The organism is Desulfobacter curvatus DSM 3379, assembly GCF_000373985.1.
In the GTDB taxonomy this organism is placed as follows: Bacteria; Desulfobacterota; Desulfobacteria; order Desulfobacterales; family Desulfobacteraceae; genus Desulfobacter; species Desulfobacter curvatus.
Map to the genome: position 1 here is coordinate 1 of NZ_KB892905.1, position 12,474 is coordinate 12,474.

The 12,474-nt window shown below is 39.5% G+C and carries 18 protein-coding genes; 9 read left to right on the forward strand and 9 right to left on the reverse strand.

Annotated elements, in window-relative coordinates; genetic code table 11:
- Positions 1-94: 94 nt before the first annotated feature.
- Positions 95-337: a transposase gene (locus tag B147_RS33370; protein WP_083927785.1), complete on the reverse strand. Its 243-nt coding sequence runs from the start codon at positions 335-337 to the stop codon at positions 95-97.
- An 87-nt stretch (positions 338-424) separates the two neighbouring features.
- Here B147_RS33370 and B147_RS0101995 point away from each other — a divergent pair, with 87 nt between their 5' ends.
- The 7 genes from B147_RS0101995 (at position 425) to B147_RS0102025 (ending at position 5,752) form a co-directional block, all read left to right on the forward strand.
- Entirely contained in the window at positions 425-874 is a 450-nt protein-coding gene (locus B147_RS0101995) for a hypothetical protein (protein ID WP_020585587.1), read from the forward strand.
- Between the two features lie 2 nt (positions 875-876).
- Positions 877-2,076, forward strand: coding sequence for a hypothetical protein (locus B147_RS31575; protein WP_245568892.1), 1,200 nt, complete (start codon positions 877-879; stop codon positions 2,074-2,076).
- A gap of 178 nt (positions 2,077-2,254) precedes the next feature.
- Positions 2,255-2,626: a hypothetical protein gene (locus B147_RS0102005; protein WP_020585589.1), complete on the forward strand. Its 372-nt coding sequence runs from the start codon at positions 2,255-2,257 to the stop codon at positions 2,624-2,626.
- 115 nt (positions 2,627-2,741) lie between these two features.
- The gene (locus B147_RS0102010) at positions 2,742-3,053 is read left to right on the forward strand and encodes a cupin domain-containing protein (protein WP_020585590.1); all 312 of its coding nucleotides are present in this window, start codon (positions 2,742-2,744) and stop codon (positions 3,051-3,053) included.
- A 9-nt stretch (positions 3,054-3,062) separates the two neighbouring features.
- On the forward strand, positions 3,063-3,401 hold the full coding sequence (locus B147_RS32640; protein ID WP_083927786.1) for a DUF6122 family protein: 339 nt from the start codon (positions 3,063-3,065) through the stop codon (positions 3,399-3,401).
- 1,041 nt (positions 3,402-4,442) lie between these two features.
- Complete coding sequence (locus B147_RS0102020) at positions 4,443-5,147, forward strand: hypothetical protein (RefSeq protein ID WP_020585592.1); 705 nt, start codon at positions 4,443-4,445, stop codon at positions 5,145-5,147.
- 116 nt (positions 5,148-5,263) lie between these two features.
- The gene (locus B147_RS0102025) at positions 5,264-5,752 is read left to right on the forward strand and encodes a GFA family protein (RefSeq protein WP_026259477.1); all 489 of its coding nucleotides are present in this window, start codon (positions 5,264-5,266) and stop codon (positions 5,750-5,752) included.
- Positions 5,753-5,921: 169 nt separating this feature from the next.
- On the opposite strand, the gene B147_RS0102030 is transcribed toward B147_RS0102025, so the two are convergent.
- From B147_RS0102030 to B147_RS0102060, 7 genes are all read right to left on the reverse strand, one after another.
- Positions 5,922-6,146 carry a hypothetical protein gene (locus tag B147_RS0102030; RefSeq protein ID WP_020585594.1) on the reverse strand — a complete coding sequence of 75 codons (225 nt, stop codon included), beginning with the start codon at positions 6,144-6,146 and terminating at the stop codon, positions 5,922-5,924.
- A 545-nt stretch (positions 6,147-6,691) separates the two neighbouring features.
- Positions 6,692-7,819, reverse strand: a complete 1,128-nt coding sequence (locus B147_RS0102040; RefSeq protein ID WP_020585596.1) for a hypothetical protein — start codon at positions 7,817-7,819, stop codon at positions 6,692-6,694.
- Positions 7,820-8,287: 468 nt separating this feature from the next.
- Positions 8,288-8,359, reverse strand: a complete 72-nt coding sequence (locus B147_RS33375) for a YheU family protein (RefSeq protein ID WP_425386993.1) — start codon at positions 8,357-8,359, stop codon at positions 8,288-8,290.
- Between the two features lie 24 nt (positions 8,360-8,383).
- Positions 8,384-8,719, reverse strand: coding sequence for a DUF488 family protein, N3 subclade (locus tag B147_RS27125; RefSeq protein WP_020585597.1), 336 nt, complete (start codon positions 8,717-8,719; stop codon positions 8,384-8,386).
- Positions 8,716-8,844 carry a putative quorum-sensing-regulated virulence factor gene (locus tag B147_RS30850; RefSeq protein WP_020585598.1) on the reverse strand — a complete coding sequence of 43 codons (129 nt, stop codon included), beginning with the start codon at positions 8,842-8,844 and terminating at the stop codon, positions 8,716-8,718. Before B147_RS30850 ends, B147_RS27125 begins: the two co-directional genes overlap by 4 nt.
- Positions 8,844-9,104: a hypothetical protein gene (locus tag B147_RS0102055; protein ID WP_020585599.1), complete on the reverse strand. Its 261-nt coding sequence runs from the start codon at positions 9,102-9,104 to the stop codon at positions 8,844-8,846. The genes B147_RS30850 and B147_RS0102055 overlap by 1 nt, the downstream gene beginning before the upstream one ends.
- Positions 9,091-9,378 (reverse strand): integration host factor subunit alpha, encoded by a 288-nt coding sequence (locus B147_RS0102060; RefSeq protein ID WP_026259478.1) that lies wholly within the window; start codon positions 9,376-9,378, stop codon positions 9,091-9,093. The genes B147_RS0102055 and B147_RS0102060 overlap by 14 nt, the downstream gene beginning before the upstream one ends.
- A gap of 724 nt (positions 9,379-10,102) precedes the next feature.
- Between B147_RS0102060 and B147_RS0102070 the strand changes: the two genes are divergently transcribed.
- A complete protein-coding gene (locus B147_RS0102070; protein WP_020585602.1) occupies positions 10,103-10,684 on the forward strand; it encodes a tyrosine-type recombinase/integrase in 582 nt (193 codons plus the stop codon).
- A gap of 1 nt (position 10,685) precedes the next feature.
- Here B147_RS0102070 and B147_RS0102075 read toward each other — a convergent pair whose 3' ends face one another.
- Positions 10,686-11,351, reverse strand: coding sequence for a hypothetical protein (locus B147_RS0102075; RefSeq protein ID WP_020585603.1), 666 nt, complete (start codon positions 11,349-11,351; stop codon positions 10,686-10,688).
- 126 nt (positions 11,352-11,477) lie between these two features.
- Here B147_RS0102075 and B147_RS0102080 point away from each other — a divergent pair, with 126 nt between their 5' ends.
- Positions 11,478-11,924, forward strand: a complete 447-nt coding sequence (locus tag B147_RS0102080; RefSeq protein WP_020585604.1) for a hypothetical protein — start codon at positions 11,478-11,480, stop codon at positions 11,922-11,924.
- The last annotated feature ends 550 nt before the right edge of the window (positions 11,925-12,474 follow it).

Consider the following 12,474-nt stretch of genomic DNA (forward strand, 5'->3'; position numbering starts at 1 on the left):
TGGCGCGGATATTCGACCCGTCTATACAAAATAATGACCAATCAATGTTTCCATCCAAATCGGCTTTGGCCTGCAGGTAGGAAAGTATTTGATTTCATGTTCCGTCTTTACGCCAGCGTACATACCTGTCGTAAACTGTTTGCCATGGTCCGTACTTTTCCGNCAAATCACGCCATGGAGCACCGGTGCGAAGTATCCAAAAAATACCATCAACTATGGGTCTATGATCTTTCCAAGGGTGCCCAGGCCCATTTTGTTCCGGCATGAAGGGAACTAACAATACCCACTCTTGATCTGATAACTCTCTCGATTTCAGCCCCATATGTTCCTCCATCATGATTAATACTTTTCGCCATTGAGGGAAATATAATCATAATTTTGGAATTATCAGACAGAACCTAATTTAGCCCAAGACCCTTACGAGATGATTGTTGGCCCGGAAGACCGCTCAATAAAGAAAATAGCACTGCTTACGGCCATCAATGCCCCCAACGACACCAAGGCCATTCAGGGCATCAGGAAAAAACTGGTGGATGAAGGATACAGAGATGATATCTTGAAAGACAAGGCATTGAAAAGTCTTATTGCGCGGGCGAAACTGGCGCATCCTGACATTGCCGATGACATAGCATCCGGTAAAGGCATTGTACTCCAAAATATTGACAGCAGGATTGCGGATGCCATTTTGACCAATTTGATGGCCCTCAACATTCCTGCCCTTCCAGTGCATGACAGTTTTGTGGTGCCTCAGCAATACGAAAACTTGTTGAGAAAGCAAATGGTGGATGAATATGAAAATATTCTTGGATTCGATCCTGGCGTTTCCAAAAAGGAGAAACGGTACTTCCCGAAGAAGTGGAAAAAATGGAATTAAAAATGCGTAGCCGAATGGTGCCACTGAACAATCTTGCTAATGCAAAAAAAATCACCGTGCGCCTGGATGAATCAGATGAGGTCAACCAGAAAGACCTGACAGTCAACATACTCTCTAATCTCATCAAGGGTAAGATAGAACTCCAGGAGGTAGCACTCATGGGCTGTGGTAATAGTGGTAATGATATTGATAACACTGTCATGAACAGTACTCATCCATCTACAGGAACCGGTACTCATACACACAACATCATCAAGAGTGCTTCCTATGCTAAAGACACCAGTACTGCTATGGATCACATGGATATAGAGGTTCTCTCATACAAGAAGTACTCCTATCCCGTAGCACTGTATAGGTCATTCATTGAAGCTGATTTGAATAGAACTACTCTATTGTCTACCATAACTCATAGCCTGAAGAACCAACAGTACCAAGGCTTACAGCCAGAATCAGCACTTTTTTTACATCTACTGTGGATGAAGAAACTCTTGAGTCTAATGAATGCCAGAGCCAAGAAAGAAGAGTTCATCAAACAGGACCGCCCACTCATTGACTTCGGGATAAAAAAGCTGGTGTTTGAAATCAAGGTGAAGGACATGCACCGGGTGTTTAACCGAGGCTCCAAAGATTTTGATAAAGGTGGCAGGTTTTACGGACCCTATTACCAGGGAATGTCCAGCAAGTTCAGGAAGCACATTTACATTGACGGCAAAAAAACCGTTGAGTGGGATTATTCCGGTCTTCACATCCGCATGCTTTATCATCAATTGGGCCTGGAGTTTACCGGGGACCCGTATGCCATTGGTGACGGTTCCCAGAGAAATGAATATAAACTGGTTTCCCTGATCAGCATCAATGCCGACAAACGGGGTTCCCATATTGCGGTCCGTGATGCCCTTGAAGATGCCGGTTTTGATGCAGCTCAGGATCTCACCAAGATACGCAAAATGATGGATGATTTTAAGGCCCACCACGCCCCCATTCAGGGGTTTCTGTTCTCTGGGGCTGGCATTGACCTGCAAAACACAGACAGCCGTATTATGGAGACGATTATGATGAAACTGCATGCCAAGGGCATCGTTGCTCTCCCCATTCATGACAGCACCATTGTTGAGGAAGAACATTCAGCCCGGCTGCAAAAAATTATGTTCCAGATTTATGAAGAGGAGATGGGGTATATACCGGTGCTGAAGGCCAGTTGATTTTTAAGAGCATAATCATAAAAGAGCATGTTTTGCTTGCATAGGTTGGTCGGGTAAGGATATTCTCCAATTAATATTGATTTACGTTTCTGGCCCAACCTGCCTAAAATGATGACAACTTGGGAAAGGTTGCAATGTTGTTGTAGTGTTTTGAGGAAAAGCAGAAGAATAAAAAGATATGGATCAAATTGAGTTTAAGATTTTATTTAGAGGACCCAAATATCCGGTAATTGTAGTATCCGCTGATAGACTTTATTCGGCATTTGATATTAACCAATTGGCCGAAGGTTGTATGTTTTCAGTGCCGATTGAAAATAAAAATTATATTCAAGTGGTAGACTCAACTGGGAATGAATTTTGGTACAAACCAGAATACTATACCTTGTCACCTGGTTTTGTGTTTAAAAAGTGGACCAAAAAACAAATTATCGAAACCTTCAACAACAGCGAAAATGCAAAAATGATATCACAAGAATATTCAATGAAATCGTTGTCGAGTAAAAGGCTGGATAAAATCATTCATGACATTTGCACAATTCTGAAGTCATAATCGGGAGAGGACGCCCCATCCCACACCACCCGACAGCCGAAGCATGGAAAATTTGGCCGGGTAAAGATATTTTTCAATAAAGTTGATTCTCAAAATTTAAATCTTGAGGCTTTTAATGGCTAACCTGTTTGAAAATATTCCTGACAACTTGCCTGCTGAACACTTTACTGATTTGGTTAAACGGGAGAATATTCGGATCGAACGTATTGTTTCTTTGGGCCACACTTCACCTGAATCCGGATGGTATAACCAGGATGAGAATGAATGGGTGGTTGTATTAGAAGGTTCAGGAACAATTCTGTTCGAAAATGGGATTGAACGAGTTTTAAATAAAGGAGATTATCTCAACATTCCGGCTCACACAAAACATAAAGTCACTCGAACCGACCCAAAAAACTTAACAATTTGGTTGGCTGTTTTTTATTAAAACAAGCAAATGCTGTATGCTTTACAACAGATAACTCACTACAGTTTACATTTGGTTTTTCCAGGACTGATTGCCTGGGTATTTTTTAGAGAAGATTGGAAAAAGGCATGGTTAATAATGCTTGCAACGATGCTTGTAGATTTGGACCATTTAGTAGCTGACCCTATATTCGATCCGACAAGATGTGGTATAGGCTTCCATCCTTTACATTCTTACTATGCAATTTCTGTTTATTTTCTACTCTTTTTCTTTTCCAGGACAAAAATGATCAAAATATTGTCGGTTGGGTTGCTTTTACATATGTTCACGGATTATCAAGATTGTCTTTGGATGAGGTTAACGATTTAGAGGCGCGTAGGGCTAACCTCTTTATCTTATAGGTTAAATTTGCCATTTAAAGGTCTTTTGTTGCTTCAGTGAAGGTAAGTATAAAAACCACATTGAAACACCATAAATCGCACAAATAAGCGCATTATTAAAACATGAAGTATTGAAATAGTAATATTTATTTTTCACTGTTTATGAATTTTATTCATTTCGTGTTTTTTTATCTTTCATCGATGAAACGCTTGGTCATGTTGAAATCAGGTCCGATCAGACAGGCTTTTTCCGGCGATAATTTTAATAGCGGTGTTTCATTGATGAATTATCTTACAGAAATTTTTGGTGTAGACCCCGTGGTTAAAAAAATACGTTATGGGCTTGATAAGAACTATTGAAGAGGTACCTCATTAGTTTGCTGCACTTAAATACCACCAGTCCTCCCAGGGNCAGTGCTGAAGCAGTCCCTGCACAAACCATTAATTTGCCCAGATGCCATCCAGGTTTTTGGTGTTTAGTCGACTAAACGCTGGAAAAACTTCATCCGGGTGCTTCCAAGGTGAGTACTGCTCCCTTCCCAGTTCAAATCAAGAACGATCAGCAAGACTGCGTTTGGGGAATTTGTTTCATCGATGAAATACCGCAAAGATATGCCTGATGCAAATTCCCTGAAAAAAAGACACGTTATCAATGATAAGTAACACCAAATCAAATTTTAGCGATAGGATATAAATCACATCATGAATTAAAAGTGTTTGTGGCGTGGCGCTTGTGATTTGATTTCAGATTTTAATTCATTAGGACCATGTTTTTTCTTGCAAATTTGGGTTGGGTAAGGATATCAATTAATTGATCATTGATTTTTCAACACCTGTTATGAAAGTGTCGGTATTCGGTTCATGACATTACGCTACTTGCTGTTAAATTGATACTGCTTATTTGAATTGCAAGAGGCGTAGCGGAATCAACGAAATACCTACTTTCTTTCTTGATGAGGAATGTATGAAACCGGACTCGTTTAAGAGCGTGTCGCGCAGTATGTAATTTCATAATGAAAAAGGGGAATATATGAAAAATCTGGCCTATATTATTGTGATAGCCTTATGTGTTTTGTTTAGCACACAACACGTACATTCACAAACGCTTCCACACAGTAGCTCGCAACAAGAAACGACAACCAATATTTCGCCTTTTCCGGTAGCGGCAGAAAGCAATTTGTCAAAAATTATTGTGGCAGCGTTAGGTGGTTTTGGGGGCTGGATTTCGATCCAATGTATAGGATTGTATATACTTCGGCAAAAATTATTATCATATTTAATTGTCGTTCTAAATTCGCATTTTGAAGCCTACAAAAAAGATATATCGGAATGGCTTGAGGCTGTAAAATCAAACACTATTAAAGAAGGTTATTACATAAATACTGCTGCAAATTTTACTAAAGATGAACACGACGATTTGAAATGTGTTAGAAATCAATGTTTCAAGTTATTAACAAAAAATGAATTACTGAAATATGTCAAACTGACTCATAGGTTGTTTGAGACAGAAGCACTTTTAGAAGGGCTATGCCAATCGCTGTCTGACTATAAGAATGAAAAAAAAGTTTTGGAGGATTCGGATGTTGAATACTTTCATAAAAAAATTGAAAGAATAAATAGTTACATAACAAAGTTTCCACAATCAATTTCAAGCATTCGTGAGATATCTGTAGATTTTGAAGGGGTACTCGGCCCTAAAGATTCTGTCGGAAAGAAAAGCGCACTCAAACCGTAGAATTTTTGATTCAGGAAACAGTAAAATTTTTACCCATTCTTTTTAGTTTTGACAGAACTATGTCGTCGATGAAACACCCGCACGGATAAAGTCAATAAACAGAACAGGTGTTAAAAATGGAAAATTCACTCGGACCCGAATGTGCCTCCCTGGAAGACAAAGGGTTTATTGCCAAATACCAATCCTCATGCTTTTGCGGAGCCGTTCGATATGAGGTGAGCGCAGATCCAGTGGATGCCAAAATTTGCCATTGCACGACTTGTCAGAGGCTACATGGAGCCCCTATGCAGTGGGCAGCGATTTTTCACAAACGCCATGTAAGATTCACCGCTGGTTTGGAGAATCTGGTTTTCTATAACAATGAACAAAACCGACCCGAGCGCATCCTCCCCTGTAAAGTTCGCTGCGGCAAATGTGGCGCGCCCATTGCTGATGAGGGGCGCATGTGGCTTGCCTTCCCGTCATTATTTGATTTCGGACATACAGCTGAGGTGCCGGAAGCATTCAGGCCAACATGCCATCTTTTCTATGGGTCAAGGGTAATCGACCCCCAGGATGATCTGCCCAAGTGGTCCGGGCACAAAAATCATTCGGAACTGCTGTAAACCGTTTCATCGATGAAACGGGAAAAATACATTTTGGGGATGGGGGCTGGCTGAAAAAGTGCAACTCTTATTCAAAAATCAGGTGGTACAATGTTGGAGTAGTTGACGCCTTGCTTGAGAAGGTTTTGGGATAAAAAACATAAACGTCGTTTTCCTATTTGCTATAAAATCATTTTTTAAAACCTTTAAACCAGTTTCCTTCTTTAGGCTTGAATGAAGAGTGGGGTCTCATTGGATCTATGAGTATTGAAATAAGCTGTGCATAATTCTCTGCATTCTCATACGCTATTTTGGCACCCGATTTTAATGCAAGGTTCTCAGCATGAGATATAGAGTTATCTGACGACTCTACTTCATCTTTATCAAAAATTTTATCAAAATATAAATTCTTCATTTTGCCCTTCTTCAATCCGTAATTTTTCGATAGCACGTAACGAATATTGTAAATTAATCATAGCACGAAGGGGTGTCAACATAGTCATGTTCACATCACACGTCTCTTCGCTGAATGCATGAGGATTAGAACTTGTAACACATAGAATTCCGACCACCTTATCCACACTATAGTGACTCTCATTTATTTTCAAGTATAATTTATCTGAGCATTCAATCGGCATTGCAATGATCGACTTGAGTCTATCTTCTTGATTTTCGTATATAAAGGATATATGAGTATTCGATGAAAGTGGTTGATTGTGCCTCCAACACTTTGATGCGACGCTATTTCCTGATAAGCCAAAAACGTCATTCCTGTTAATATTTCTTAATAATTCACCCTTACAATGGTTAAAGCTTTCATTATTGGACTGAGAGATCCAGGTTACTAAAGTCTCGCCTTGAGGTACAAGTAGGGAAACTGTAAAAACAGAACCGTCTTTGTATAGCTCTTTATACATGTACGCAATACTGGATAGAATGGTTTGAATTAATGGCTTTCGCCTAATCGTCCCCCCCCTTAAGATTGTCGACCAATTTATCTATCCTGTGTACTGTTGTTAAATCAAAATGATCTATTGTCATTTTTAAACATTTTATCTGTTTCTCGTAAGATTGTACTAATATTTCTTCTTTACTTGTTGCGCTTTTGACGGGACAATATAATTCGGTAGGATCTTTACGTAAACAGTTTTTTTCTTTAAATAGGGTTTTAAATTCTGTTGAACAATAGAAAGTACCTAAATGATCCCTTAATTCCTTAAGGGAAGGATCTATTTTATCCAAAATAAAAAATGTAATAAGACTGCCGATTATCAACAGGAGCAATTGCCAATTTTGAATAACAAAAAGGTTTGTTAAATAAAATTCACAGGCTCGTATTATTACAAAGACGACTAAAAGGGAGATGGTGGAAAGCAAAAATGAGTATTTTAAAAAATGCCATTTTCGACATTGATTTACTAAATACAAATTTTGAAAGACAGTCTCTGGGCTTAATTCAATGAAAATTTTGGTCCAGACATCGTTTCTTTTATAGCCTTTATCGACTAAACTGTTTTTACAATGATTTGAGTGCACACAATCTTGGCATCTAAAAAATAATACATTTGATGGTGCTATTTTTGCGTAAGCTTGAATATCTTTGAAATTAGGTAATTTCCACCTTTCTTTGTATTTCTCCTCTTCAATTATTTCTAATATTAAATGTTTTTTGCTAAATGGGTCTGCATTAATAAAAACAAATATAAAAAGAACAATAAATATTCCATATACTAACCATTTAATGGTTTGCCCAAATTTTACCTGCTTTATGATTTTTGAATAATCGGCATTTGTAACAGTCTTATCAGTTAAATTTTTAGGAGGCGATATTTTTTTACTAAGGCTCGATATGAAATCTATATGATGTGTTAATATGGTTGCAAGTTCAGATGTGAGGCTATATTGAGGTGTTGATAATTCAAAGCCGAATAGATTGAATATGATTATAAACAAAGCAAAAAAAGTTCTTATTTTTCGCTTTTTAACATCCCAATAAGCTATAATGCTATCAGTGCTTTCGAAGTCATATTTTGATTTAGTTTGAAATATTGACCGAAAGAGAGATCTTAGGAAGTTAAATAGAACCATTAATAAAACCCTAATATTAATGAAACATTAAAATCTAAGGTATTGTAACATACGGACTGATTTGTAAATTGGGTAATTCTGCTATCATAACTCAACAACCGTGTCAAACATTATTTATTGTCCCAGCCGTTAGTGAAAGACCTGTTATTCCGGTATTATTTAAATCCAAGCTCTAAAAACTGGCTCAAGGAATATTATTGATCCGGCAATTATTTACATGACTTGTTTTAAAGAGAAAACTCTTTAAAACATAGAAGATATCATCATAAGGATCATCGGCTATTTAATTGCCGGAGCAATATATCCTTTTCAAATTAGGATTATCACCTATAGATATAAATTGAGAACAACGTCGTCATCCCAGTACCCCCACCACTACCAAAAGCATTGCTCCATATAACAAAAACCAGCACAGCCCTCACTACCTGAACTAAAGCTCACCCATCCAGAGCCTTCAACAACGGATCATCACCTCTCAAAACAGGTTTCAGTTTTCTGGTCAAAAACAATAACGGCCTTGCCGGATTTTAGCTGGGCCATCACCAGGGCAATTTCTGTCAGGCATCAAACCCGTTCGCCCATATATTCAGCGCCAAGTTTTTCCAGATATCCTGCCAGAAGATACCGATGACAGCTCGTCCCGGATGCACAAAAGCAAACAAGCGTTACCTCATCCCGGCCCAAAATATCATTCCAGACGCCTAAATTTCCCCGGTAAGATTTCTGCATCAGCTCCCGATACATCTGTTTGTATTCATCCCAAGATATTTTCCCGTCCTTCGATCCCATGACCATTTTCCAGGTGGGTGCAAAACAACGGCCTATTGGATCTTTGCCTTTTACGGTAATATCAAGCCGGTCATCACCAGCATATTTGTATTGGGCGGTATAGAGCTTCATTTCGGTTTGAACAGATATTCCAGGCCGTTGAGTTTGATTTCATAGACGATCTGCAGCAGCCTGCCCAATTTGCCTTCTGGAAAGCCTTTGTGGAATTCATTTTTATCTGGGATGACTGGTTCCATTATGCTTTTGAAATGATCTCAATTCCATTGTCTGAAAGAAACTTGGTTGATTTGCTGCAAACAGGCGCTGTCGTTTCCAGCGTGATTGTAGCTCCTGGGACGGTCTTTCTTATTTTGTCGGCTTTTTCAAGGATACCATTGGCATCCTTCATGATGATCCGGCTTTTTCTGTCGATAGAAAGGACAAAGTTATCACGATCATCCTTCAGCAAAACTGTTCGTGCCGTCAGTCCATATAATTTAGGGTCAATTTTGTTCATTGATTCGGCCCTTCAATTTCCCGGCGCATTTAAATGTAACCACCCGCCTCTTGGCCAGCACCATTGAATTCCCGGTGGCTGGATTTCGTCCCTTTCTCGGTTGTTTTTCATTTACCTGAAATTTCCCGAAACCGCTAATCATAAGATCTTCACCTGACGCAAGGGTAGATTTAATGATTTCAAGAAGCTCCTCTAAGACGTCTTTTGCTTCGGTCGGACTACAATCATTTTTCTCTGCAATCCGTTCAACAATATCTGTTTTTGTCAGTGCCACAATTTGATCCTTCCATTTAAAAAAACGCCCTTCATACCTTTTGAGCGAGGTTGGGTCAATGGACAATTTAAAAAAGCGTTTCATCGATGAAACACATTTTTGTAGCCTACATTATTTCCAGGAAAAAGCGAACACGTTATTGGTGGCTGGATAGGATGGGTGATGATGGGTTTCTATGGTGAAAGGCACTACTGATGGGGGAGTACAAAGATTGGTACTGATCAGAAAAGAACACATAGAACACTATGAACACAGACTTTCAGTTCTTTCTCATGAGAACTGAATTATTTAAATTACCCCCAAACCTGTGTTCTTATGTGTTCACTTGTTGAAATGTGTTCACCCCGTTGATCATATTTACCACGTCGATGGCTTCCTGCTTACTCAATTTAGTTCTGACTTTTAGCGCCTGGATCAGTTCCAGTTTGTTCATAAACCACTCCCAGGATTAATTCTTGAAAGCTACTTGTTTAAGCGGTCCCCAGGGATTTATCAAGGATTTAGATTTGAACCGTCCGTATACGGACACTTCAACTTGCCGCAGATTAAAAAACGATTTCTACACGTGTAGAACCCCCAATGCTTACTTTTGCATAAACCTGCACATTCGTTTGCAAACCTTTGCCCAATAAGGCTTTCAGCCGTTTCATAAAACCAACCCAGTTTTGAATGGCCAGTTTGTGGCCACATCCATATAAAACTCAACATTGACGGAGGAATCACCATGTCAAAAACCAGCACCACCAATTTAACCGTGGAACCCATTCGCAAAGCCAAAGATGTAAAAGCCATTTCCCGGCTATTGCAGTCCAGACCCAGAGATTATCTGCTTTGGGTCATGGGAATTAACAACGGCCTGCGGGCAAAAGACCTGGTTCGCATCAAATTCGGTCAGGTCGAAGATGTAAAGATAGGAGCCGCAATTAACATAGTTGAAACCAAAACAGGAAAAAACAATGTGCTGGTCATAAATAAGGCCGTCCACAAAGCTTTACAAGCTTACTTGGCAGAGATTGAGCCCGGACCCGATGATTTTCTTTTTAAGTCCCGGAAAGGCAACGGCCACATAACCAGCCAGAGCGTAGGCCGCATGGTTCGCTCCTGGGAATCTGCCATCAATCTGAAAGGCCAATACGGGGCTCATACATTAAGAAAAACATTCGGATATCAGCAGCGTATCCGGCATGGCGCAGGCTTTGAAATCCTGTGCAAACGGTACAATCATTCATCTCCCGCCATCACCATGCGGTATCTGGGCATTGAAGACCGGGAAGTGTTCGAGCTGCTGATGAATGAGATTGGCTGACCTATTTTTTCTTTTTGTAAACAGGTTCTGGTATTAGAGGAGTGGAGTTAACACCAAAACCTGGGCCAAGGCCAACCCCACATTTGCCGTTCGTACTGACAAAAGCCCTTTGGCGGTTTCTGTTTGAGCATTGAGTTGAACAGAACTTCATTTCCCGCTTGGTCTTCTGGTAAAAATAATTACCGCACTCTTCACAGGTTTTGAATTGATTTGGCACTAAAGGAGTGTTAGCCAAAAGCGCTGCAAGAACAGCCTTGAGAGTCTTGGTTTCATGGTTAAGGTCCAACTCATCAGCCCGCCCATGATTGGTTACAAAGGCAACAACGAACTTCCCATCCTTTATATATATCTGCCAATCTGCTTCTTGCTCTATAGTTACGGCTGTATCAGGAGAGTTGATAATTTTATCCAGCAAGTTCTTTGAATGAGATTGAAGTTTATCCAAAAATTCTTTGACTTTGTCCAACTCTTTTTCAGACTGTTCGAATACTGATTTTGTAAGGGCATCATAGCGGGCCTTTGACATGGCCGCATCCGAGGCGTATGCAAACCTAACATAGGACATCGCGATGGAGACTAAATTATCAAAATTCAGTTCATCCAGCTTAAAATTGACAAACTCAAAAAAATACTCAAGCAAATTTATACCGTCATCTTTATTTTTCATATAACCCCAATAAAATATAATTCTAAAAATATAACGTCATATTATTGACAAGGCGTTATTAGTAACTATAATCACACACATTGATAGTAATAACACAAAAACCCAATTTAAGTAAAGGAGCCACAAATGCAAGAAGAAATAAAGCTATTAAACCATCCTCTCGACTTCTATGCGATAGGGGACGCAATCGAATTAGCAATCCAAGAAACAAATGATTCTGGAACGAAGAGGGAGGTCATTGGTAGCTGGGATTGTTGGGATGAAAGCCTAATGGACGTGTACTATGAATTATCTGATATCCCCCATGAATGGCCGCATGACAAAAAGGATTTGATAGGCAGGAAAGATATACCCCTTTTCCAATTTGGCAAAAAAATTAGCGACATATCTTTTGACAATGAAATTTTATTTTCCTTCGAAGCGGAATGTATACTTGTAAAGAGATTTAATAATGGTCAAGAAACCATTATTGATAGGTTCACATCTGGAGGTGATTTTTCTGATTTTGCTGAAACTATTCTATGGGCTGTGGATGATGCTCGCGAGAATGCCGAAGAAGAGGACGATTTCTAACTTTAAGAGGGAGATTTTGAATAAGTTGAATTAAAAAGTGGGGAGGTTTTGCCTCCCCATAAACTCCACGCTTGAGCGCCCACCTCATTAAACTGGGCGGAAAAGAAAACTCCACAAGCCAGTGGAAGGGCCACGGGGAAATTGAAAAACGTGGAGCAAACATCAATGGAAAAAGAATTACATCTGACATTTACCCTCCATTGTCCCAAGCCTGTTTTAACGGACATAATAGCGTTTGGACGATAGGACGATGGATTTTTAAAAACTCTTGTCATCGGTTGCAATGTTTGCTTTCATGTTTGTTATCTTAAATCAATTCCGATTAAATGAGGTCTGATCAATGAATGAGAACATCTTAGATGTGACAATTGCCCCTCAATGCCCGCATAAAGATTGTGGACAAATNTTCAACGAATCGAATCTACGCCTGGNAATCTATCTGAATGGGATCTTTTTTCTGGTTAAACCGGAAAAGGGTATAATTGGTTTCACCTGTCCGCGATGCCAAAGGACAGTCACGAACAGTGCCAGCTACAATGATATTTTAAAG

Coding starts and splice junctions, on each gene's coding strand:
- B147_RS27125 (WP_020585597.1), bottom strand. CDS start 8,719: ATGAAGCTCTATACCGCCCAATACAAATATGCTGGTGATGACCGGCTT.
- B147_RS32640 (WP_083927786.1), top strand. CDS start 3,063: ATGCTGTATGCTTTACAACAGATAACTCACTACAGTTTACATTTGGTT.
- B147_RS0102080 (WP_020585604.1), top strand. CDS start 11,478: ATGCAAGAAGAAATAAAGCTATTAAACCATCCTCTCGACTTCTATGCG.
- B147_RS0102030 (WP_020585594.1), bottom strand. CDS start 6,146: ATGAAGAATTTATATTTTGATAAAATTTTTGATAAAGATGAAGTAGAG.
- B147_RS0102025 (WP_026259477.1), top strand. CDS start 5,264: ATGGAAAATTCACTCGGACCCGAATGTGCCTCCCTGGAAGACAAAGGG.
- B147_RS0102005 (WP_020585589.1), top strand. CDS start 2,255: ATGGATCAAATTGAGTTTAAGATTTTATTTAGAGGACCCAAATATCCG.
- B147_RS0102020 (WP_020585592.1), top strand. CDS start 4,443: ATGAAAAATCTGGCCTATATTATTGTGATAGCCTTATGTGTTTTGTTT.
- B147_RS0102075 (WP_020585603.1), bottom strand. CDS start 11,351: ATGAAAAATAAAGATGACGGTATAAATTTGCTTGAGTATTTTTTTGAG.
- B147_RS31575 (WP_245568892.1), top strand. CDS start 877: ATGCGTAGCCGAATGGTGCCACTGAACAATCTTGCTAATGCAAAAAAA.
- B147_RS0102040 (WP_020585596.1), bottom strand. CDS start 7,819: ATGGTTCTATTTAACTTCCTAAGATCTCTCTTTCGGTCAATATTTCAA.
- B147_RS0102055 (WP_020585599.1), bottom strand. CDS start 9,104: ATGAACAAAATTGACCCTAAATTATATGGACTGACGGCACGAACAGTT.
- B147_RS0102010 (WP_020585590.1), top strand. CDS start 2,742: ATGGCTAACCTGTTTGAAAATATTCCTGACAACTTGCCTGCTGAACAC.
- B147_RS30850 (WP_020585598.1), bottom strand. CDS start 8,844: ATGGAACCAGTCATCCCAGATAAAAATGAATTCCACAAAGGCTTTCCA.
- B147_RS0101995 (WP_020585587.1), top strand. CDS start 425: ATGATTGTTGGCCCGGAAGACCGCTCAATAAAGAAAATAGCACTGCTT.
- B147_RS0102070 (WP_020585602.1), top strand. CDS start 10,103: ATGTCAAAAACCAGCACCACCAATTTAACCGTGGAACCCATTCGCAAA.